General features: G+C 53.9%; 22 protein-coding genes and 2 pseudogenes. 3 read left to right on the top strand and 21 right to left on the bottom strand.

Annotation, left to right across the window (positions count from 1 at the left end):
- The first annotated feature begins 599 nt into the window (after positions 1-599).
- Positions 600-1,331: a MerR family transcriptional regulator gene (locus QRY16_RS12745; RefSeq protein WP_289776850.1), complete on the top strand. Its 732-nt coding sequence runs from the start codon at positions 600-602 to the stop codon at positions 1,329-1,331.
- Positions 1,332-1,504: 173 nt separating this feature from the next.
- Here the strand turns inward: QRY16_RS12745 and QRY16_RS12740 are convergent, their stop codons facing one another.
- Genes QRY16_RS12740 through osmF form a run of 4 tightly spaced genes read right to left on the bottom strand, consistent with a single transcriptional unit; the run spans position 1,505 to position 5,253 of the window.
- Positions 1,505-2,236, bottom strand: coding sequence for an ABC transporter permease (locus tag QRY16_RS12740; RefSeq protein ID WP_289776849.1), 732 nt, complete (start codon positions 2,234-2,236; stop codon positions 1,505-1,507).
- Positions 2,224-3,171 carry an ABC transporter ATP-binding protein gene (locus QRY16_RS12735; protein ID WP_289776848.1) on the bottom strand — a complete coding sequence of 316 codons (948 nt, stop codon included), beginning with the start codon at positions 3,169-3,171 and terminating at the stop codon, positions 2,224-2,226. The genes QRY16_RS12740 and QRY16_RS12735 overlap by 13 nt, the downstream gene beginning before the upstream one ends.
- Entirely contained in the window at positions 3,158-4,339 is a 1,182-nt protein-coding gene (locus QRY16_RS12730; RefSeq protein ID WP_275092414.1) for an ABC transporter permease, read from the bottom strand. Before QRY16_RS12730 ends, QRY16_RS12735 begins: the two co-directional genes overlap by 14 nt.
- Before the next feature lie 2 nt (positions 4,340-4,341).
- The gene (gene osmF / locus QRY16_RS12725) at positions 4,342-5,253 is read right to left on the bottom strand and encodes a glycine betaine ABC transporter substrate-binding protein OsmF (protein ID WP_289776847.1); all 912 of its coding nucleotides are present in this window, start codon (positions 5,251-5,253) and stop codon (positions 4,342-4,344) included.
- A gap of 202 nt (positions 5,254-5,455) precedes the next feature.
- Between osmF and QRY16_RS12720 the strand changes: the two genes are divergently transcribed.
- On the top strand, positions 5,456-6,925 hold the full coding sequence (locus QRY16_RS12720) for an MFS transporter (protein WP_289776846.1): 1,470 nt from the start codon (positions 5,456-5,458) through the stop codon (positions 6,923-6,925).
- Positions 6,926-6,957: 32 nt separating this feature from the next.
- On the opposite strand, the gene idi is transcribed toward QRY16_RS12720, so the two are convergent.
- The 5 genes from idi to bglX all read right to left on the bottom strand — a co-directional run bounded on the left by idi (position 6,958) and on the right by bglX (position 14,248).
- Complete coding sequence (idi, locus tag QRY16_RS12715; protein ID WP_193403390.1) at positions 6,958-7,494, bottom strand: isopentenyl-diphosphate Delta-isomerase; 537 nt, start codon at positions 7,492-7,494, stop codon at positions 6,958-6,960.
- Between the two features lie 154 nt (positions 7,495-7,648).
- Positions 7,649-9,544, bottom strand: coding sequence for a methyl-accepting chemotaxis protein (locus tag QRY16_RS12710; protein WP_289776845.1), 1,896 nt, complete (start codon positions 9,542-9,544; stop codon positions 7,649-7,651).
- Between the two features lie 160 nt (positions 9,545-9,704).
- A complete protein-coding gene (locus QRY16_RS12705) occupies positions 9,705-10,814 on the bottom strand; it encodes a suppressor of fused domain protein (protein ID WP_289776844.1) in 1,110 nt (369 codons plus the stop codon).
- 202 nt (positions 10,815-11,016) lie between these two features.
- A complete protein-coding gene (locus QRY16_RS12700) occupies positions 11,017-11,886 on the bottom strand; it encodes an oxygenase MpaB family protein (RefSeq protein WP_289776843.1) in 870 nt (289 codons plus the stop codon).
- 64 nt (positions 11,887-11,950) lie between these two features.
- The gene (gene bglX / locus QRY16_RS12695) at positions 11,951-14,248 is read right to left on the bottom strand and encodes a beta-glucosidase BglX (protein WP_289776842.1); all 2,298 of its coding nucleotides are present in this window, start codon (positions 14,246-14,248) and stop codon (positions 11,951-11,953) included.
- Positions 14,249-14,402: 154 nt separating this feature from the next.
- Here bglX and dld point away from each other — a divergent pair.
- Positions 14,403-15,197: pseudogene (dld, locus tag QRY16_RS12690) on the top strand (D-lactate dehydrogenase); the annotation flags it as partial.
- A gap of 168 nt (positions 15,198-15,365) precedes the next feature.
- On the opposite strand, the gene QRY16_RS12685 reads toward dld, so the two are convergent.
- From QRY16_RS12685 to QRY16_RS12630, 12 genes and pseudogenes are all read right to left on the bottom strand, one after another.
- Positions 15,366-15,755, bottom strand: coding sequence for a Mor transcription activator family protein (locus QRY16_RS12685; RefSeq protein WP_001281697.1), 390 nt, complete (start codon positions 15,753-15,755; stop codon positions 15,366-15,368).
- Complete coding sequence (locus tag QRY16_RS12680; protein WP_289776841.1) at positions 15,752-16,180, bottom strand: gp16 family protein; 429 nt, start codon at positions 16,178-16,180, stop codon at positions 15,752-15,754. The genes QRY16_RS12685 and QRY16_RS12680 overlap by 4 nt, the downstream gene beginning before the upstream one ends.
- Complete coding sequence (locus QRY16_RS12675; RefSeq protein ID WP_289776840.1) at positions 16,170-16,385, bottom strand: hypothetical protein; 216 nt, start codon at positions 16,383-16,385, stop codon at positions 16,170-16,172. The genes QRY16_RS12680 and QRY16_RS12675 overlap by 11 nt, the downstream gene beginning before the upstream one ends.
- Positions 16,375-16,602 carry a hypothetical protein gene (locus QRY16_RS12670; RefSeq protein WP_289776839.1) on the bottom strand — a complete coding sequence of 76 codons (228 nt, stop codon included), beginning with the start codon at positions 16,600-16,602 and terminating at the stop codon, positions 16,375-16,377. Before QRY16_RS12670 ends, QRY16_RS12675 begins: the two co-directional genes overlap by 11 nt.
- Positions 16,599-17,288, bottom strand: a complete 690-nt coding sequence (locus QRY16_RS12665; protein WP_289776838.1) for a DUF2786 domain-containing protein — start codon at positions 17,286-17,288, stop codon at positions 16,599-16,601. The genes QRY16_RS12670 and QRY16_RS12665 overlap by 4 nt, the downstream gene beginning before the upstream one ends.
- Positions 17,275-17,571, bottom strand: a complete 297-nt coding sequence (locus QRY16_RS12660; protein ID WP_289776837.1) for a nucleoside triphosphate pyrophosphohydrolase family protein — start codon at positions 17,569-17,571, stop codon at positions 17,275-17,277. The genes QRY16_RS12665 and QRY16_RS12660 overlap by 14 nt, the downstream gene beginning before the upstream one ends.
- Positions 17,568-17,756 carry a hypothetical protein gene (locus QRY16_RS12655; protein WP_023214066.1) on the bottom strand — a complete coding sequence of 63 codons (189 nt, stop codon included), beginning with the start codon at positions 17,754-17,756 and terminating at the stop codon, positions 17,568-17,570. The genes QRY16_RS12660 and QRY16_RS12655 overlap by 4 nt, the downstream gene beginning before the upstream one ends.
- A gap of 78 nt (positions 17,757-17,834) precedes the next feature.
- Positions 17,835-18,446 carry a DUF3164 family protein gene (locus QRY16_RS12650; protein WP_061496742.1) on the bottom strand — a complete coding sequence of 204 codons (612 nt, stop codon included), beginning with the start codon at positions 18,444-18,446 and terminating at the stop codon, positions 17,835-17,837.
- Between the two features lies 1 nt (position 18,447).
- Positions 18,448-18,711: a hypothetical protein gene (locus QRY16_RS12645; protein ID WP_289776836.1), complete on the bottom strand. Its 264-nt coding sequence runs from the start codon at positions 18,709-18,711 to the stop codon at positions 18,448-18,450.
- A 24-nt stretch (positions 18,712-18,735) separates the two neighbouring features.
- Positions 18,736-19,005: an HI_1482 family protein gene (locus QRY16_RS12640; RefSeq protein WP_000835317.1), complete on the bottom strand. Its 270-nt coding sequence runs from the start codon at positions 19,003-19,005 to the stop codon at positions 18,736-18,738.
- A gap of 2 nt (positions 19,006-19,007) precedes the next feature.
- The gene (locus tag QRY16_RS12635) at positions 19,008-20,174 is read right to left on the bottom strand and encodes an ExeA family protein (RefSeq protein ID WP_289776835.1); all 1,167 of its coding nucleotides are present in this window, start codon (positions 20,172-20,174) and stop codon (positions 19,008-19,010) included.
- A gap of 10 nt (positions 20,175-20,184) precedes the next feature.
- Positions 20,185-20,414, bottom strand: a pseudogene (locus QRY16_RS12630) (integrase); the annotation flags it as partial.

Genomic DNA, 20,414 nt, shown 5'->3' with positions numbered 1-20,414 from the left:
CTTTTAATGTCCCCTGCAGCACTTTTATGCTGAAGGTCAGGCCGCCTTCGCACAGCCAGACAGGCTGTTCCATTCCATCTTGCAGTAATGCGTCATCATCAATATGCGCGCCGGGACGCAGCCGTGCCCCCTGCCCGCTCACAGTGAAAGTGGATGGCGGGGGCGATACGTTACGGCGAAGGAAATCGCTGTTTCATTCTGGCAGACTGGCGGCTGGTCACGCGTAAGCAGCCGATTTCTATTTCTCTGCGCCTCCACTCCGCTCAACAGATGCGACATAGAAAGCCCAACGCAGCGCGGCTGTTGGGCTGGCCTCACTGCGCTCAATGCGCAATAATGACGCCCGGCTTATTCTGGTTGCGGTTGACAGCTCATTGAACGACAGCCGCATTGTAGACTGAGCGCTGTCAGACGAGCCGCTAAGCGTCGTTTCGTCTCCTGATTCTGCATAATCCCTGCTCATTTATGAGATTTTATTCTCATAAATGAGAGTAGGCTAAAGATAAGCCTGGCAACACGTTGTACAGTCAGGAAACTATTGTCCGGCTTATCCTGCCTGGTTATGGTGTTTCGAATCAGGTCGCCACAAAGAGGAAAGTATGACCTTAAGTATCGGTGATGTGGCCGAACGCTGTGGGATCAACCCGGTAACGTTGCGCGCATGGCAAAGACGCTACGGTCTGCTGAAGCCACAACGCTCTGAAGGCGGACATCGTCAGTTTGATGAAAAAGATATAAATCGCATTGAAGAGATCAAACGCTGGATTGAAAGCGGCGTGCCGGTGGGCAAAGTTAAAGCGTTGCTGGAAGGCAGTGATATTGAGGCGCATGAGAGCTGGACTTCTCTGCAGGATGAGCTGGTTAGCGTGTTACGCCACGTTCGCCCGTCAAAGTTACGTAATAAAATTTCGCAAATTGGCCGTGAATACCCGGTTGATGGCTTGATCGATCACGTTTTTATGCCGGTGCGTCAAAAGCTCGGGCTGGATCAGAATACCGCCCGCCCCCTGTGCAGTTTGCTTGACGGCGCATTGATTGATTACATTGCTTTTTGTCTCGCTTCAGGCCGTAAAAAAGCCGGTAAAGATGCCGTGATTGTTGGCTGGGGCATTGACGATCGTACGCGTATCTGGCTTGAAGGCTGGCGTCTTTCCCAGTTTGGCTGGCGCATTGATGTGCTTGCTGAGCCTCTTAATTTGCCGCGCCCGGAGCTGTTTCCGGGTTTGAATATGTTTGTCTGGACCGGCAAAAAGCTGACGCGACGTCAACAGGAACAGTTGGCCCGCTGGGAAGAACAAGGTTACCCGGTACGCCTGCACGAAACGCTTTGATAACAAAAACGCACGCTGGGCGCTTTGCCTGTTCCCTTGCGCGCGCTATTATTCCCCGCTCCATGTTACACACTCAGGCTTCTGCATGAACTGGCAAAAAATTTTCTTCGCAACACTGTTTTTCATCATGGCCGTTGGTGGCACCGGCGGATTGATGCTGGTGGGCTACAGCATTATTGTCCACGCAAACTAAACCAACGCTGCAAGCGCTCAAACAGGCGATCGCTGACAATCGCTAACAGCGCTACCAGCAATGCTCCCTGAATCACGTAAGCGGTATTAAAGCCGCTCAGACCGATGATGACCGGCGAACCGAGACTTTTTGCGCCGACGGTTGAAGCGATCGCGGCAGTGCCAATATTGATAATCACCGAAGTCCGTACACCCGCGATGATCACAGGCGCCGCCAGCGCTAATTCCACCTGCCATAAACGTTGCCAGGCACTCATGCCGACGCCTTGAGCGATTTCACGGCTGCTGGCGGGCACGCTGTCAATACCGGCCAGCGTTCCCTGGAGAATCGGCAATAATCCATACAGCAGCAGCGCTATCACCGCAGGCCAGGCACCAAATCCCATCACCGGTACGGCAATAGCTAAAACTGCCACCGGGGGAACGGTTTGTCCGGCAGCCACTATCGTCTCCATTAACGGGCGGAAAGCGCGTCCGTGGCGACGCGTCACTAATATACCGCTAGTTACGCCAGTCACAATCGCCAGCAGGCTTGCCGTGACAACCAGAAAAAGGTGTGCCAGTGTTAGCTGCCAAAAACTGTCCTGCTGATAGAGCGGGCGCGCCAGTTCTGGAAACCAGTGCGCAAACAGCGGCCCGCTGTACGGCATGGCGCTGAGCAGAGCGAGATAAAAAATCATCAGCCACAGCAGCGGATCTTTCAGCCAACGCATTGCACGCCCTCACGCAAATTGAGTAAATCGGTGAAGTGCAGCACGCCAAGGGGTTTTTGCTGATCGTCAACGACCGGCAACTTGTCGGTGCGACGGGTAATAAATTGCGATAACGCTTCGCGTAGCGTCAGACCCGCCATAATCGGTTCGCCCTCCAGCCATTCACCGCGCCGCGCCGCGTTACCTGCCTGGCCCAGCGCCAATAGCCGCACGCCCATTTCGCTTCGCCCAAAGAAGTCGCGCACAAAGTCATTTTTGGGCTGAGTCAGCAACTCAACCGGCTTACCCTGCTGAACAATTTCGCCGTCATCCATCAGCACAATGTTATCTGCCAGCGTCAGCGCTTCGTCAATGTCATGAGTGACCAGGACAATGGTGCGTCCCGATAAGCGATGAATGCGCAACATTTCCTGTTGCAGCGCACTGCGTGTCACCGGATCGAGCGCACCGAAAGGTTCGTCCATCAGCAATATTTCAGGATCGGCGGCCAGTGCGCGCGCCACGCCGACGCGCTGCTGTTGCCCGCCGGAAAGCTGGTGCGGATAGCGGCGCAGCAGCGGAAGGTCCAGGTTAAGCAGGCTGAACAGCTCCTCGACACGTTCGCGCGCCCGTTTTTTTGACCAGCCGAGCAGCGCGGGCACGGTGGCGATATTTTTTTCCACCGTCCAGTGCGGAAACAGGCCGATGGACTGGATGGCATACCCCATGCGGCGGCGCAGCATCCGCGCATCTAACTGACGAATCGCCTCACCCGCAAAACGGATTTCCCCTTCATCAGCTTCAACCAGCCGGTTAATCATTTTTAGCGTGGTGGATTTCCCTGAACCCGATGTGCCAAGCAGCACGCTAAATTCGCCTTTATCTATTTGCAATGACAGGTTTTTCACTGCCGCTTTACCGGAGAAATACTTACTCACGTTATCAAACTGAATCATCTTTTTTCTCCAGCAGAGAGATCAGCAGCCGGAACAGAGCATCAATGGCTACCGCCAGCGCAATAACCGGTATGACACCCAGCAGCACCAAATCAAGTGCGCTGCTTAACAGACCCTGAAAAATAATGGCGCCAAAGCCGCCCGCGCCAGTCAGCGCGGCAACCACCGCCATTCCCAGCGTTTGCACCACCACCACGCGCAAACCGGCCAGCCACACCGGCAGCGCCAGCGGTATATCAACGGCAAAAAACTGTTGTCGCTCGCCCATGCCCATGCCGCGTGCACTTTCACGCACATCGTGCGGCACCTGCTGTAGCCCCACCACCACGCTACGCACCAGAGGCAGCAAGGCATACAGCACCAGCGCAATGAGCGCAGGCGCCATGCCGATACCGCTAACCCCCCACGCGCCCAGCCACGGAAAGCGTTTTACCAGGCCCGCCAGCGGCGCGATCAGCAGGGCGAACAGCGCCACCGACGGCACGGTCTGAATAACGTTAAGTACGCTGAATACGCTGCCTTGCCAGCGGGTCCGACGGTAGAGCACCACCCCCAGTGGCAGCGCGATAATCACCGCAGGCAACAACGTGCCGCCGAGCAGCGCCAAATGCCGCATTAAAGCCGCATCAAATACTGACTGGCGATTGGCATACTCTTTTAACAGCGAGAGGTGATCGAGCGTGCCGCTCGTCAGCAGTATTACCGGAATAATCCATACCTGAATATTCAGCAGCAGCCGGGCGAGGCTATGGCGAGTATATCGTCGTATCACGTCTGTCATCAGCAACAGCGTTAATCCGCTGGCGCACCACATGCCGCTGGCAAAACTGGTTCGTGCCAGCGGACTCCCCTGACTCGCCATCAGTGCCGCCTGATTACCGCTCAGCCAAATCATCCCCGCCAGCAGCAACTCGCCGGCAAGCAGCGATAACAGCAGCGTCACGCGCGCCGGTTTACACCACAGCAGCACAATCAGCAGCGCCAGCGGTAAGAGCAGTACCGCCGCATGGCTGGTTTGCCACAGCATCAGCGCTTGCCCGGCAACCAGACGGTTGGCGGCATAGTTGAGAAACGGTAAGCCCGTCAGGCTGATGACGATCATTATGACCAGCAGCAGCGCAACCGGTGAATGGCGTGGCCGATACATCGCATCCCGCGATAAAAACATCGCTACAGCAGCTTCTTCTGTTGCAGCCATTGCGTTGCTACGCTGCTGGCATCTTGTCCGTCCACGGCAATTTTGGCGTTAAGCTGTTGCAGCGTTTTCTCGTCCAGCGCGCTAAAAACCGGTTTTAGCCAGTTGCCTGCCTCCGGGTAGGCTTTGAGTACCGCTTCACGGATCACCGGCGTGGGGGCATAAATGGGCTGCACCCCTTTTGGATCGCTCAGCGTTTGTAAACCCAGCGCCGCAACCGGGCCATCAGTATCGTATGCCATTGCCGCGTTGACGCCCGAGGTTTGCTGTGCGGCTGCACTGATCGTGACTGCCGTATCGCCGCCTGCCAGTGACAGCAGCTGATCCTGCTTGAGGTGAAAACCGTAGGCTTTTTCAAACGCCGGTAACGCATCGCCGCGTTCAATAAATTCAGCCGACGCTGCCAGTTTGAAAGTGCCGCCTTTTTTCAGATAGCCGCTGAGATCGTCCAGTGATTTCAACTGATTTTTAGCGGCGAGATCGTTACGCACCGCAATCGTCCAGGTATTATTAGCGGGCGCAGGCGTTAACCAGATCAGATGGTTTTTTTCGGCATCCAGTTTTTTTACTTTTTCGTAGCCCTGTTGAGCATTTTTCCAGGCGCTGTCTTTCTCATCATTAAAGAAGAAAGCGCCATTGCCAGTGTATTCTGGGTAAATATCCAGCTCACCGGCGGTAATCGCACCGCGTACAACTTGTGTATTACCTAACTGAATTTTGTTTATGGTTTTGACGCCATGATTTTCCAGCACCTGCAAAATGATGTTACCCAGCAGCGAACCTTCAGTATCGATTTTGGAGCCTACGCGCACCGGATCGGCCGCATGGGCGACGCCCAGGCTCAGTAACAGCGCACTGATGCTTATCCACCCCTGAATTTTTTTCATTACGTATTCCTTGTTCTTAGAAAGAGAGCTTTTAGTCATATGCATTAAAAGCGTAGCCTGGCGCTGCCGTTGCGTGACAGACGATCATTGATTCGGTTAACAGTTTCAGACCATTGGGATCTGACTTATAACTGAATGGAATTTACGTCTAGACGTCCGCAGATTATTCTGCTTACCCAGTTTAATAAGAACAGACAACATCATGTCCGACTTAATATCTTCAGCCCATGTGGCAACAGCAGGGAGCGCGCCTACGGGCGAAACGCAATGGATCCGCAGCGCGTCAGACGTTTCAAATCTGATCAATCATAGCGATAACGCCCGTAATAACGCACGCATCGTGGTGGCTATCGCCCTCGGCGGGGTATTTCTCGATGCCTACGATTTGGGCGCGCTGGCGTTCGGTATCAAAGATATGGCGCGGGAATTTAATCTGTCTCCGACCGGCACGGGTTTGGTGGCCTCATCCATCACCTTCGGCGCGATTGTTGGTGCGTTGATTGGTGGCTACCTCACCGACAAAATCGGCCGTTATCGTGTATTTATGGCCGACATGTTTTTCTTTGTAGTGGCCGCGCTGGCTTGTGCCTTTGCGCCGAATGAATACGTGCTTGGTGGCGCTCGCTTTGTGATGGGATTGGGCGTTGGCATTGATCTACCGGTGGCGATGGCATTCCTGGCGGAATTTTCGAAGCTGCGTGGCAAAGGCAATAAAGCCGCCAGCGTGGCGATGTGGTGTCCAACCTGGTACGCCGCCATCAGTATCTCTTATCTGCTGGTGCTGCTGCTGTACGGCGTCTTGCCGGAAAGTCACGCCGACTGGCTGTGGCGCTTAATCCTTGGTTTCGGCGCCGTGCCCGCGATTCTGATCATCGCTATTCGCAGCCGCTATATGAGCGAATCGCCGGTTTGGGCTGCTAATCAGGGCGATTTGCAAGGAGCCGCCAGTATCCTGCGTAGCGCGTGGAATATTAATGCCCAGGTGGCGAAAGATGCATCCCTGACGCCAGAAAAACCCGCACGCCGCGCCAGCTGGCGCAACTATGGCGCGCTGTTACAGGGCATCTATCTGCGTCGTACCCTGCTGGCTACCATCACCTCGATTGCATCGTCGTTTGCTTATAACGCAGTGGCTTTTGGCCTGCCGGTGATTATTTCCAGTTTCTTTGCCCAGTCTATGCTAACCACAATTTTGGTTTCGCTGGCGCTGAATCTGCTGTTTGCCTTTATCGGTGGGGTGCTTGCGGTACGTCTGGTGCCGCGTCTCGGTGCGTGGAAGATGTCGGTGGTGGGTTATAGCTGTCAATGTATTGCGCTGCTGGGGCTGGCCTTAATCGGTCGCCCGGAAGGCGGCCAGGAAGCGGCACTGGCTATCGCTATGCTGGCGCTGTTCCTGTTTGGCCAGGGCTTTGGTCCAGGTTCGCATACCATGACGTTTGCTTCACTGAGTTACCCGACGTCACTGCGTGGCGTAGGAGTCGGATTTAACCAAACGTTGATGCGCGGCAGCTCAACGGTATCCCTGTTTCTGTTCCCGGTGTTAGTCGCCGCGTTGGGTACCGGCGTGTTTTGGGTGATCTTCCTGGCTCCGCTGGCCGGCTTACTGGCACTGCTGGCGATTCGCTGGGAACCGTCAGGCTATGATGTGGATGCGGAAGATTTTAATCAGTAAGCGACAGGCCGCACCCAATGAGGTACGGCTTTTTATGAAGCAGGAAAGCTAAACGCGTCGAGACAGGCCGGGATACGCGGAAAGGTATATAAAAACCACGGCGTGAACTGTTGCGGATTCTGCGTCATTTGCTGCTGGATTTCCTGAACCGAACGATAGTCAAACGCATCCGCTTCCTGCGGATTAAGATTCGGCATTTCATCGCAGACGGCAAAAAAGACGTGCCCGTATTCGTGTTCGGTCAGTCCATTGCTCAGCGGCAGGTTGTAGCTCAACTCAAATATCGGCGTTAGCGAGACATTCATCCCCATCTCTTCACGCAGGCGACGTTCAGCCGCATCCTGCGTTGATTCATGCGGATAAGGATGACCGCAGCAGGTGTTGCTCCATAATCCACCGCAGTGATATTTATTGCTGGCGCGACGCTGCAGCAGCAACTCATGCCGGGAGTTGAATACATAAACCGTTACCGCACGATGTAATAATCCCTTCTCATGCACTTCCAGCTTTTCCATTTTGCCAGTGGGGCGATCAAGATGGTCGACGAGGATAACTTCAATAACAGACATGTCGGTTCCTTGCGATTAATCCTAACTATTTTGGCACAGGATGTGGGGTTTGCAGCGCATAAAATCGTGCTTTTTCTGAGGAGGCCGTATCAGCCACGGCTTGCGAATGGGGAACGTTATTCAGGCCAGCGGGATAGCTGACCTGTTGAAACAATTACAGCCTGAAGCTTTGCACTATTGATTCCAGCTGCACGCTTTGCGTTTCCATTGCCTGAGCGGCGGCAGAAACCTGCTCAACCAGGACGGCGTTCTGCTGCGTGGTGCCGTCCAGCTGAGTAATGGCGACGTTAACCTGCTCAATACCCATACTCTGCTCCCGACTGGCCGACATGATTTCACCTATTAATGTGGTCACGCTACTGACGCCCTGCATCAGCTCATCCATGGTGTTACCCGCCTGCTCTACCAGCTGGCTACCGGTATCGATATTGGCTACCGACTCTTCAATGAGCTTTTTGATTTCACGCGCCGAATTCGCCGAGCGTTGCGCCAGGTTACGCACTTCTGACGCCACCACTGCGAAGCCGCGGCCTTGTTCACCGGCTCGCGCCGCCTCTACCGCCGCGTTCAGTGCGAGAATATTGGTCTGGAATGCAATGCTGTCGATGACGCTAATAATATCTACGACTTTACGTGACGAGTGATGGATCTCGCCCATGGTGCTGACCACCTGACGTACCACGTCGGTGCCACGCGCCGCGACTTTTGACGCATCGTCTGCCAGTTGGTTGGCGTGAGTCGCATTATCCGCGTTTTGACGTACCGTGCCGGTCAGTTGCTCCATGGATGCCGCCGTTTCGACAATCGAACTGGCCTGATCTTCCGTACGCGACGACAGATTGGCGTTGCCGCTGGCGATTTCACGCGAGGCTGCGCTAATCGTCAGCGCACTTTCACCCACCTGGCGCATCAGCCCTTGCAGGTAGCTAATAAACTGGTTGAAGCTTTGTGCCACCGCGTTGAACTCTGGGCTGCTGCTGGCGGGCAAACGCTGGGTTAAATCGGCGCCTCCCATCGATAACGCTTCGATATTTTTATTCAGCACATTAAGGCGTTTCATCATAGTGCGCACAAAACCGAGTAACACCAGTAACAAAATCGCCGCCAGCGGGATCTGCACCAGACCAAGACGCGTCAACATCGTGTTGGATTGCGCATTCAACAGACTGGTTGGTACGCTACTGGCGAGATACCACGGGCTGCCAGGAATGGCTTGCAGCAACAAGCTTTGCTGACCATTGTCGCTGTCAAAAGTGGTTTCTGCTGGTTGAGTTCCGGCATCCGCCAGCATCGCCTTTAACGGCGCGGCCATCGGCATTTTCAGGTCGGCCAGGTTCTCCAGCTTCGGTGTGGCGCCCACCAGCGCGGCATTACCGACGACTTTACCGTCGGCTTCAACGATCAGTACCTTGCCGTGGATCGCTTCGCCCATCTGCCTGGCTAACTGATTAAAGAAGCCGAGGGTGACGTCAATCGTCGCAACCCCCCATACGGAGCCACCGCGATAAATCGCCATGGCACAGTTAGTACGCGGCTGCAGGCTGGCGGCATCCTGATACGCTTTTGCCCAAGCGCACTGGCCTTTTGCCGCTGCCATACCGTCTTTATACCACGGCTGCTCCCAGTATTTATCGGCCGCCTCTGAGTTCCAGTAAGTGTTTACCCGTAGTTGATTACTGGCATCACGAGCAAAAAAGCTGCTGGCTTTCTCTTTGTCTGCGTCACGGCGATTCGGTAACGGCCAGATGCCGCCGCCGAAGACATTGCTGTCTTGATATTGGTTAACCAGAGCAGGCAACACGGTGTCGATGGTGGCGCTTTCCATAACGGATGCGGCTTCAGTAATGGCACGTTGCTGCGCCTGCACCCGGTTCATCTGTTCAACGATGCTACTGGCGAGCGAGTTAACCTGGTAACGCACCAGCCGACTTTCATTGTGGATCAGCTGTGGTGCGACAAACTGGTTGATCACTAATACGGTAATCAACATCAGCAAAATAAAGAACGCGATGAGTGCTGCGGTGAAGCGGGATTGGGTTGTTTTGAACATCTTTGTTCCCTCAAGCCTGGTGCGGCGCAATTGCCTGATCCGATTTAACGGCTTGCGGCTGGAGAACTTGAGACAGAGAAGATCACAGTTTGGAGAAATTATTGATTAGGGTGAGAATTTAGTTTGCGGGGATCAGGAATATCTCCCACAAACTAAAAAATTATTCCGCCGAATCCACGACCTGCTGCCTTGGCCGGAAAATGTGATTGCTCCCTTGCGCGGTCAGCAATTCGCGTAGACGCTGGCCGCCATGCTCATCTGCCTGAGCGAAAATCCGCTCGGCTTCCGTTACGGGGGTGGCCCACAGTAATTTAGGCCGGTCACTGTCGCATTTCGGTAATTTAAACTGCGCTTTATCTTCTGCCAGCTCGTTCGCCAGCAAAAAACTTTCAAAACCAACCGGCGCAACTTCTGACGCTAACGTATGCCCTTCGCCCAGCCATGTCAGGCGTGCCCAGGGAAGATGAACAAACTCTGCCAACGCGCTGGCCATTTGTACCGCGTTACCTTCCGTCATCACTTCGCCGTCAACCGCCATCGCCAGTTCAACCCGGCGATACTGAGGAGCCAGCTCATCAAACAGATAATCCACTTGCGGCATAGGACGAATGCTCATCCCCAGCGTCAGGAAATACCACGCGCCCTGATACCAGTGCTGGGAAATCGCCATAGGTGGCCAGCTTCCCTGATCGATAGCGTAATATTTTACCGACTCGCCGAAGTGCGCCTGATAACACGCCATCAAATCTTTTTGCACCCTGTCCCATTCGCTGCCGTCGTGCCATTCGCGCCAAAACTGACGCTGCTGTACGGCACGGGCATAGTAATCATTGGTAGATGCGGAACCCAGCGGCGCAGTCAGCCGGTTCTTTTTAATGCAGCCTGCGGAAAAGCTGACCTGTTTGTCCTGATACAGGCTCCACCCTGGGATCACCGCCAGCAGTTGGCCGTAATACCACAGTGCAGCGCCATCATCACTCGGTTCCCACAGCACCTGCAAACCCGCAGGATCGAGTGCCGGCTCGGCTTCCAGCGTGCGGCAAAACTCTGCGCTCAGTAGCGGTGCAATACCCTGCTCCATCGCTTCGCGATCTTCCTGGGCGGGCGCGGGCGCAAGATTACGCAGCCAGCAACCGCGCACTGCATACTGACTGCGAAACAGATCCGTCGGCCAGATGTAGAAATAAGCGGTGCGCGCATTTTGCTCGACAATCGCTGTCAGGGTATGTTGCTGATTGTGGACTTCAGCAATCAGGGGTTGATACGTCATAGAGCCTCAACAAAGCGGGAGGAATTCTTTTTCCCCGAGATTAGAGCAGGATCCTGACTGCTGCCACATGAGGCAAGGGTAAAACTCTCAAAGTGTGAAAAGCACAGTTTAAGGCAGGCGGTTTAAAGCCAATTCGTTATAAGCCCTCAACCTGCCCATTGTCTGTAGGTACGTTAAACCGGTAAGCGAGCCTGGCAGAATATTAAGGCTCTCTTCCCATCCGCAGCATAGCGCGCTGATAAGCGCCACGCTGAATTGACCAGCGCAAAGTGCCAGCAACCAGATTAATTTGCCGATCAAGCCAGTATTGCTGCCAGCGACCAACACGATAACCTGACATTTGCTGCGCCCAGTCCGGCATCAAACTTATTCCCGCTTTCAGCATAACGTTCATCACCGGCCTGGCCTGCCAGCCTGGTGCAGGCGCGTTTATCAGCGTGTGCGTGACGTCGGCGGTGCGCGCATCAAAGCGCAATTCGCTACGCATGACCTGCAGATAATGTTCGACTTCCGCGCAACTTTTAGGCACCTGCTGCGCGCCCAGTGCTTCGGCGATACTAGCCGCCTCATGGTAGTAGCGGTCTTGCTCGGGCAGCGTAAGAGAGGAATTTTTATAGCGCAGGTGAGCGGCAAGGAATCGACTGGTTTCTGCTACGTGCACCCATGTCAGTAAGTGCGGATCGCTAGCGGCATAAGGTTTGCCTGCGCTATCAACGCCGGTCACTTTCAGGTGGATACGCTTTACCCGCTCAATAAGTAGCTGCGCATCGTGGCGGTTACCAAAGGTAGTTACCGCAATGAACTGGCTGGTACGACGCAATCGTCCCAGCATATCTTCACGAAAGTTTGAATGGTCCCACACGCCTGCCAGCGCGGCGGGATGCAGCATTTGCAGCAGTAGCGCGCTGATACCGCCACACATCATCGAAGTGAAATCGCCATGTACACGCCAGATAATGCTGTCCGGGCCAAACAGACCTGGATCGCCGGGTGGCTGAGAAATGTCGAATTCGTTAAGTGAGAGGCCGTTCAGACGAAAGACTTGTTGCTGAATGCGTTGCCGAATGTTCATGTTATATCGTGTGCGTTGCTCCCTTACTTCATCATAAGCATAAAGAGCAACGCACCTCCGCCTCTTACAAATAATCGAACTGTGCATCCTGGGTTCGCACAGAATCCAGTCCGATCATGACATTGAATTTGCCCGGCTCCGCCACGTGCTGCATTTGCTGATTCCAGAACTTCAGCGCATCAACATCAATCTTAAACGTCACCGTCTGCGATTCGCCCGCTTTTAGCATGATGCGTTTAAAACTGCGCAATTCCTGCACCGGACGACTCAGGGACGCCACCGGATCATTCAGATACATCTGCACCACAGTAGCGCCGTCACGTTTGCCGCTGTTGGTTACCGTCACGCTGGCGTTAATCGTGCCGTTACGCGGCATGGTGCGCGACGACATCGTAACCGGCGAGACCGTAAAGCGGGTGTAGCTCAGGCCATAACCAAACGGATAAAGCGGACCGTTAACCGCATCGTAATAATGCGAGGTGTACTTATTTGGCTTTTCAAAATTGTAAGGACGGCCCGTAGGCAAATGGTTGTAATAAATCGGGATCTGACCCACAGAGCGGGGGAAAGAGACCGGCAGTTTGCCCGATGGATTGTAATCGCCGAACAGCACATCAGCGATAGCATTACCGCCCTCGGTGCCGCTAAACCAGGTTTCCAGCATCGCATCCGCCATGCGATCTTCATTGGCGACCGCTAGCGGACGACCGTTCATCAGCACAATCACCAGCGGTTTGCCGGTAGCCTTCAGCGCGGCAAGCAGTTTTTGCTGGCTCTGTGGAATCAGCAGCTCACTACGGCTGGATGCTTCGTGTGCCATGCCCTGCGCTTCACCGATGGCAGCAACCACCACATCAGCCTGCTTAGCCTTTTCTACCGCTTCATCAAGCAGCTGCTGCGGAGAGCGTTTATCAACGGATACCGCTTGCTCATACAGATTCAGGAAATCCTGAATGCCTTTGTTATCAGAAATATTGGCGCCTTTGGCATACAGCAGCGTCGCCTTGCCCGCTGTGGCGTTACGCATACCTTGCAGCAACGAAATGGATTGCTTCGCCACGCCTGCGGCTGACCAGCTTCCCATAATGTCGCGCTGGCTGTCTGCCAGGGGGCCAATCAGTGCAATGGTGCCCGTTTTTTTCAGCGGCAGGGTTTCCAGACGATTTTTCAGCAGCACCAGACTTTTACGCGCCACGTCGCGCGCTTCAGCACGGTGTAAGCGGCTTTCGGCATTGGTATCCGGCGGATCGCTCTCCTTTGGACCAAGATGGCTATAGGGATCGTTAAACAGCCCCATATCGTATTTCACGTTCAACACATGGCGCGCCGCATCATCAATTTCCGCCATGCTCACCGCACCCTTTTTCACCAGGTCCGGCAGATATTTGCTGTAATACTCGTCGCTCATACTCATATCGACGCCAGCTTTCAGCGCAATGCGCACCGCATCTTGTGGATCGCTGGCCACGCCATGCTTAATCAGCTCTTTAATTGCGCCATGATCGCTGATGGTGATGCCTTTGAATTTCCATTGTCCGCGCAGCAGATCCTTCAACAGCCAGCCGTTGGCGGTCGCCGGTACGCCATTAATGGTATTAAGCGACACCATCACGCCACCACTGCCTGCCTCTAGCGAGGCTTTATAAGGGGGCAGGTAATCCTGAAACATGCGCTGCGGACTCATATCAACCGTGTTGTAATCACGCCCGCCTTCCACTGCACCATACAGCGCGAAGTGCTTTACGCTGGTCATTATGGAATAGCGATCGGCCGCGCTTTTGCCCTGCATGGCTTTCACCATGCTGCGGCCCATTTCCGCAGTGAGATAAGTATCTTCACCGAAGCCTTCCGAGACGCGGCCCCAGCGCGGTTCGCGGCTGACATCGACCATCGGTGCCCAGGTCATATTCAGACCGTCATCAGCAGCCTCATAGGCAGAAATGCGGCCCACTTCACTCACCGCATCCCGATCCCAGCTCGCCGCTAACCCCAGCGGAATCGGAAAAATCGTGCGCTGTCCATGCACCACGTCATAGGCAAAGAACAGAGGGATTTTCAGACGGCTGAGGTGCACGGCCTGGTCCTGCATGGCGCGAATGTCCTGACGCGTCACTGTATTAAAAATCGCGCCGACCTGGCTTTTGCGAATCATCTCGCGGATTGCTTCTTTAGGATTATCGGGGCCAACGCTTATCAAACGTAGCTGGCCGATTTTTTCATCCAGCGTCATTTTTTTTAGCAGATCGTTGACGAAGGCGTCGCGCGCCTGTTCCGTCATGGGATGATGACTAATCAGCTCCTCTGCCAGCGCGGGTTGCATAGCGAGGGAGACAGCGAGACTAACAGAGTAAATCCATTTCATCAGATCGGGTTCTCTTAAGTGACTACGCAGTATCGAATTAACAGGCGGCAGTGTGCCACAAGTTCAGGATAGCGGGTAGCTGACGCTGGCACACTGGTCCCGTGCGCCTGACGTGCTACATTAATGACGCACGAATAAGACAAGGGAATTGCCCATGATAAACGTCTCTGCCTTACTTTCCGATTTACGCCGGTTAGTCGGCCCCTCCCATCTCCTGACTGAAGCAGCACAGACGGCACGCTACCGTAAAGGCTTTCGTTCAGGCGAAGGGGATGCCTTAGCCGTGGTCTTTCCCGGTACGCTGCTGGAATTGTGGCGGACCTTACAAATACTGGTAAATGCCGACGTTATTATTTTGATGCAGGCCGCAAATACCGGACTGACAGAAGGCTCGACGCCGCACGGCAACGATTACGATCGGCCATTAGTGATCATCAGCACGTTACGGCTTGATAAGTTACAGCTGATCGAGGATGGCAAACAAATTTTAGCGTTTCCAGGCAGCACGCTGTATCAGCTGGAAAAAACGCTCAAGCCGCTGGGCCGTGAGCCGCATTCGGTGATCGGCTCCTCATGCATTGGCGCATCGGTACTCGGCGGTATCTGTAATAATTCTGGCGGTTCGCTAATCAAACGCGGTCCGGCTTACAGCGAAATGGCGCTGTTCGCGCAGATTGATGCGCAGGGTAAATTAAAACTGGTGAACCACTTAGGTATTGATTTAGGTGCGTCACCAGAAGAGATTTTAGGTCGCCTGGATGATGACCGCTGGCAGCCCAAAGATGTACAACATGATGGCCGCCACGCCTCGGATAGTGAATATGCCGAGCGGGTGCGCGAAATCGACGCCGATACCCCGGCGCGTTTTAATGCAGATGCGCGTCGGCTTTTTGAAGCTTCAGGTTGCGCGGGTAAGCTGGCTGTATTTGCAGTGCGACTCGACACCTTTCCCATCTGATTAGACTTGAGATAAATGACAGGGAATAAGTGAGATAATTATGGGAAGAACTGGGTCAACATGGGAAGAGACTGGATGGAATATGCAATAACCTTACAGTATGTGAAAATCAGACCGGCCCGAAAAAAAACAGAACTCGCACCAGCCTGATTGCAGATATTACTCCTTTTTCCCTGTATCGGCATCCGGTTCACCATCAAACAGTTTGCCCTGCATCCGATCCAGCTCTTCTTTTCTGACCCGCTTCACCACGCTGTAAACCCACTGTAGCGAAACACCAAATTTGCGGGCCAGTTCGTGATGGTTGCGCCCGTCAAACTCAAGGAAGATTTCCCGGTCGCGCTGGCTGACCTTCCAGACCATGCCCATTGGAAAATAGACATTTTGCCCGCCCCAGACCTGCATCATGCGGTTCGCGACAGCCTGACCAATCTGGTCGGCAACTGCGGGTTCGATATCAATAATCTCGCGGACGGTCTCAGAGGTATGCTGTGCCAGCTCTACCAACAGTTCCGGCCCTTTACTACGAAACTGATTCAGGTCGCTCATTGCTTCACCCCCGCAGCTCTGCGCTGCCACTTCTTCAGTTTCTCAATAACGCTACTTGCCTGCTCATTGCTGAGCCAGCGTAACGCGCTGATGCCCGTTTCCCGTTTAACCCACAGCGCCAGCGCCTGCTCTGAGCTGTCACGGACGATGCCTGCGGCAGCCATTTCAAGCCATAGCGCACGGATTTTCTTTGACTGCGGATGGCTGTCGAGCGGTAAGCCGGACCTGGCTTTTCCCGCAGGCTTAATGCGAAAGCCTTTCGTTTTCATGGATTCCAGGACGCGGTTTAGCTGTGTGGTATCCATCCCTTTGGCTGAGGCTTTGCCTGTCAGCCCCTGTAGCATCTGGCGGTAGGTGTCCTCATCCATCTGGAGGTCATTGCGGGCAATATGAATGAGTTGAATAAGACGCTGTTTAGTCATCATCGCCACTCCTTTTACCTGCGCTACCGATATAATCGACATATAAAGGAAGCGCTACTGGCCAGCACAGGAACATAACGGCCCAACTGATCCAGTGTCCGGCACCGCTGTAACGTGAGTAAAACCCTGAACGGCGGTGCAGTTCAGCAGTACACCACCCCACGAGACCATACCAGAACAGGGCACATACAATAGATTCAGCAATCATAATGAATACCACCCCAGTTAATATGAATGTTACGGGCCGTAGTAACTGGATCGTTATTCCACCATGCACCTGACATGTAATTTTTAACCTGCTCTCGTCCAGCAATAATGCCAATTTGAATGCCGGGCCTTACGTTCTTAAAAAAGGCGCGAGCAAAAAGATATTTAGCAGTTGTGCGGCAAGGACTCGGTGTTTTCTTCTTACGCGATAACATCATCTTTCTGCCCCCAGTTTCTGCTGCTCCTGCCCGCTGACAGGCTGATGCAGGCGGACGTTTTCCCCCTCTCTGTAACCGATGTGGCGGGACATGTCCGCGTCACGGGATTTACCGGCTTTGCGGCCAGAAGTTGTTCCTGAATCAGGGTATTTTTGTTCAAGCCAGAGGCTTGCCAGCTCACGTTCTTCGCGGGACATAGCAAATAAATGAACCTCGCTGCGCACGGCCAGAACCCAGCCTTCGGCAAATTTGTCACCACGGCTGGTCTTGGTCGTGTTTTTGATTCTTTTATTCTGCTGTCGAATATAGTTTTTACGGGCCATGATTAACTGTCTGGCCAGTACCTCCCATGTATATGAGGCCAGTTCAACCCGGTCTTTATTACCGTAAAAGCCAACGCTGGGTTTAAAGCCGGAGTGAATAATAGACTTAACGCCAAATGCCACCTGGATAATATCCAACAGACCCAGCATATAACGCGGCGGATTAACGCTACCTGCAGCCCAGTAGTGACTGATGCTTTCATCAATATCACTGAGTGCGAGGTCAGCCTGGGTGATGTTATAGGCCTGCATCAGTTTCTGGGCGCGTTGCAGGGCCAGTGCCGCTTCATGGGGGTTATCGGATTTTGCCAGCGCCAGCAGCTTTTTTAACTTCTCCAACAGCTTTTCATTATTCTGCGGCATAAGTCACCCCCAGGCGTTCGGCAAGACGTTCCAGCTTTTTCTGCTTATGAAAGTCAATCATCAGGCCCATCCCGTTGAGGCGGAACTGTTCAATCATGATTTCAACGTCAGCCAGTTCTCCAGCCAGACCAACTTCATTGCCCAGTCCGTTCATGTTGCGGGCGGCAGCTGCGGCCAGTTCGGCGGCTTCCTCCATCAACTTCAGCGCCTGTGCTTCAGGGCCAAAGGTTTTCAGGGCCAGATGGTAGATCGTCGAACGATTATATAATTTCATGCCTTTCATTGTTTTGCCTCGCAGGGGATGAACTCCATGGCCGGGACTTCGGTGTAGTAATGCTGGCTGCAGTGAGGGCATACCAGCGTGATGAGGACGGCTGGCACATGGTATTTGCCAGAGGTAATGACGCTGGCGTCGCTGAACTTCAGGGTGGTGATGCCTTTCTTACAGTTGGAACATTTGATGGACATGTTTTATTCCTTAATGTTGTTTTCGGCGTGCAGAAGCCCACGGCGCTGACGCCGAAATAAAAAGAAAGTGAATTAAAATTAAATAGCAGCGATATCTAACGAAATATTTACCAGCCGCCCGTCTTTATCCTTTTCGCGGAAATTAATATAGGTTTTCGATACTGCAACCAGTAAGGATTCCGCTACGGCATCCATGGCTTTACGCCACCGCTCGTCGTCAATCTTGATGCGGCGAAGGGACAGGATGCGGTAAATATTAAGCTTGCCTTCCTGGTCAACCTGAAACGCATCTTTAATAATGGCCACGAGATTGGCGTTAGCGCCTTCAGACCATTCCATCATGCACTCATCCATCAGGTCTTTGGCGATCTGCATTTCAGGGCCATACGTCAGGGAGTCCTGCACACGGATGGTGATCTGCTGTTTGCCATCGAAGCTGCTGAAGGTCACGTTGCCCTTGGCTCCGCCGCGCTTTCTGCCATATTTTTCCGCAGCCAGGTCAAGCCAGGCATAGCAGTCATCAAACGTGCGATTTTTGAAGGCGCTAAGTTCATCGCGTTTAACCTTCGCGGCAGCGACCTGTTCCCGGACAAAGGAATCCATCGCAAGGTCATAGTCAGACACCTGGTCAACTGGCACCAGACGCCCCTTGCGGTCTTTCATATATTCAGCCTGATTTATATTTGACATATTATTTATCCTCGACAGTAATTTCTTTTTTTGCTAGAACCGGTTCGAATTCAACATTTTCCGGGTCATCAATATCTTCGATGTCCTCATTTTCGGCAAAAAAGCCATATTCCACTGCTATCTCAGCAATTTTTTCTTCGGTATCACCTGACCATTCTTCACATATGGAAAGATACTTTTCGTAATCTTCCCGCTTCATATTGACCCGCTTTTTGTAGCGAACCTTAGCCTCAGCGCTTATATCAACAAGAATAAAATCACTCATACTGCCTCCTGAGTTTTATCGCGGTTAATGTAACGACTCTGACCAGGTAATACGGCAGCCATGCAGTTCAAAGACGCCCTGACGGAAGCGCCCTGAGCCGTCATGACCAACATGGGTATAACTCGCTTTGCCCTGCTCCAGCAGGCGGGCACAGTGCCCGTTGCGGGCGATACGGATAACCGGCTTACTGCCCGCAATCATGACGCTCTGCACGGTAGTGTTCATGGCGTTGAGCGCCATAATGGCGGACTGCACCTTGTTCATCTGCTGGTTGATATCGGCGATGGATTTCATGATTAAACCCCTTTAACGACGTCGGCGTTGACCTGCGGAACCCCGATGTCAGCAGCCAGATTCATGGCAGCTATCACCAGGTTACTGACGGCCAGCGGATATAGCAGGCTGACCATGCTTTTACGGTTGCTGCCCAGATTGCTCAGGCGGGCACGGATGGCTTCCACTGCGCTGGCATCCATGATGTCGGCCAGCTGCTTACCGGCGCGTTGCAGTTTGAACGTCAGAAACTCTTCGAGGCTGTTGTCCAGCGGCAGCAGTTCAACCACCTCGCAGCGCTGGACGACCTCACGGACTTCCATGTTGCGTTCGGACAGTTTGTCCGCCAGCTCAGGCTGGCCAATCAGCACGATGGACAGCAGTTTTTTGAAGCCGGATTCCAGCTCAAAGAAGCGTTTGAGGTGCTTCAGCGTCGGGATGGGCAGGCTGTGGGCTTCCTCAATCACCAGAACGTGGCTGAAACCCGCCTGACTGCTGTCCTTCAGGACGCGGTGCAACTGGCGGAAACGGGCGTCCTGGCTGCGTTTGATGCTCTCCAGTGGCGCGATGGTGCTGATGATGGCTTCGGCGATAGCAGCCGCCTTCAGGGTTTTGCCCTTCACGTCGTTGTCTTCCATGGCGATGATGTATGGCTCGATAACAATCACCGGCGCGTTCTCGCGGTTGACGCGTTCAATCAGGTCGCGGCGCAGCGTGGATTTACCCGCACCGGACTCGCCGATAACCGCCAGAAAGCCACCGTGGCGGGCGGTCTGGAACAGCGCTTCACGCACGTAGCGGATATCCGGCGTGGTGAACACATCGTCCGCGCCCTGCATGGCTTCATCGGCAAACGGGTCACGGAAAAGGCCAAACGCTTTTTTGGTTGCTGGAAATAACACCTGCTTTTTGAGTAACATGTTCTCTTCCTCACTGAGGTTGGTTTTATCGGTAGTACCTGCTGTACGGGGCGTGGCTGCGCCCTGTGCAGCATCAAAACTCTTCGCTGTATCAATCCCCTGACTTTCCAGATAAGACGTCAGACGCTGGCGCACCTCCTCCGGGCTGGTGCGGGGCCACTCGTTATGGTTCACAATCTGGGCCAGCGTGGCCTCGGAAACGGCGACGGCTCTTGCCACCGCCGCCTGCGGGATGCGGGCCTCTTTAAGTTGTTGCTTCAGTACCAGCATGTTTTCCTCCTCAGTTGCCGTTAACGATGCTGATAACGCTGTTGCGGGCCGGAGTGGTCAGGGTGACCATGACCTCATCCAGAGCGGCTTCCGGTACGCCGTCCGGGTACTGTGCCGTTAACTGGCGGTAATGTTCCGGCGTCCAGATATGGCCGTTAGCGCCAAACTTCTCGCGCAGGGCTTTCGCCGCCTCCACATGGGTCAGCGGACGCTGCTCAATACGCGGCCCGCGCACGTCTG

It is taken from the genome of Mixta mediterraneensis, assembly GCF_030283135.1.
Taxonomy (GTDB): Bacteria; Pseudomonadota; Gammaproteobacteria; order Enterobacterales; family Enterobacteriaceae; genus Pantoea; species Pantoea mediterraneensis.
This window is presented reverse-complemented; position numbering and strand designations above follow the sequence as displayed.

What these genes read in the sequence shown, in the direction of transcription:
- QRY16_RS12685 (WP_001281697.1), bottom strand. Translation starts at nt 15,755, where the DNA reads ATGAGCGACCTGAATCAGTTTCGTAGTAAAGGGCCGGAACTGTTGGTA.
- QRY16_RS12655 (WP_023214066.1), bottom strand. Translation starts at nt 17,756, where the DNA reads ATGTCCATCAAATGTTCCAACTGTAAGAAAGGCATCACCACCCTGAAG.
- QRY16_RS12675 (WP_289776840.1), bottom strand. Translation starts at nt 16,385, where the DNA reads ATGATTGCTGAATCTATTGTATGTGCCCTGTTCTGGTATGGTCTCGTG.
- QRY16_RS12645 (WP_289776836.1), bottom strand. Translation starts at nt 18,711, where the DNA reads ATGAGTGATTTTATTCTTGTTGATATAAGCGCTGAGGCTAAGGTTCGC.
- osmF (WP_289776847.1), bottom strand. Translation starts at nt 5,253, where the DNA reads ATGAAAAAAATTCAGGGGTGGATAAGCATCAGTGCGCTGTTACTGAGC.
- QRY16_RS12710 (WP_289776845.1), bottom strand. Translation starts at nt 9,544, where the DNA reads ATGTTCAAAACAACCCAATCCCGCTTCACCGCAGCACTCATCGCGTTC.
- QRY16_RS12720 (WP_289776846.1), top strand. Translation starts at nt 5,456, where the DNA reads ATGTCCGACTTAATATCTTCAGCCCATGTGGCAACAGCAGGGAGCGCG.
- QRY16_RS12735 (WP_289776848.1), bottom strand. Translation starts at nt 3,171, where the DNA reads ATGATTCAGTTTGATAACGTGAGTAAGTATTTCTCCGGTAAAGCGGCA.
- QRY16_RS12700 (WP_289776843.1), bottom strand. Translation starts at nt 11,886, where the DNA reads ATGAACATTCGGCAACGCATTCAGCAACAAGTCTTTCGTCTGAACGGC.
- QRY16_RS12745 (WP_289776850.1), top strand. Translation starts at nt 600, where the DNA reads ATGACCTTAAGTATCGGTGATGTGGCCGAACGCTGTGGGATCAACCCG.
- QRY16_RS12660 (WP_289776837.1), bottom strand. Translation starts at nt 17,571, where the DNA reads ATGAAAGGCATGAAATTATATAATCGTTCGACGATCTACCATCTGGCC.
- QRY16_RS12670 (WP_289776839.1), bottom strand. Translation starts at nt 16,602, where the DNA reads ATGATGTTATCGCGTAAGAAGAAAACACCGAGTCCTTGCCGCACAACT.
- QRY16_RS12740 (WP_289776849.1), bottom strand. Translation starts at nt 2,236, where the DNA reads ATGCGTTGGCTGAAAGATCCGCTGCTGTGGCTGATGATTTTTTATCTC.
- idi (WP_193403390.1), bottom strand. Translation starts at nt 7,494, where the DNA reads ATGTCTGTTATTGAAGTTATCCTCGTCGACCATCTTGATCGCCCCACT.
- QRY16_RS12680 (WP_289776841.1), bottom strand. Translation starts at nt 16,180, where the DNA reads ATGATGACTAAACAGCGTCTTATTCAACTCATTCATATTGCCCGCAAT.
- QRY16_RS12665 (WP_289776838.1), bottom strand. Translation starts at nt 17,288, where the DNA reads ATGCCGCAGAATAATGAAAAGCTGTTGGAGAAGTTAAAAAAGCTGCTG.
- QRY16_RS12650 (WP_061496742.1), bottom strand. Translation starts at nt 18,446, where the DNA reads ATGTCAAATATAAATCAGGCTGAATATATGAAAGACCGCAAGGGGCGT.
- bglX (WP_289776842.1), bottom strand. Translation starts at nt 14,248, where the DNA reads ATGAAATGGATTTACTCTGTTAGTCTCGCTGTCTCCCTCGCTATGCAA.
- QRY16_RS12705 (WP_289776844.1), bottom strand. Translation starts at nt 10,814, where the DNA reads ATGACGTATCAACCCCTGATTGCTGAAGTCCACAATCAGCAACATACC.
- QRY16_RS12640 (WP_000835317.1), bottom strand. Translation starts at nt 19,005, where the DNA reads ATGAAATCCATCGCCGATATCAACCAGCAGATGAACAAGGTGCAGTCC.
- QRY16_RS12635 (WP_289776835.1), bottom strand. Translation starts at nt 20,174, where the DNA reads ATGCTGGTACTGAAGCAACAACTTAAAGAGGCCCGCATCCCGCAGGCG.
- QRY16_RS12730 (WP_275092414.1), bottom strand. Translation starts at nt 4,339, where the DNA reads ATGTTTTTATCGCGGGATGCGATGTATCGGCCACGCCATTCACCGGTT.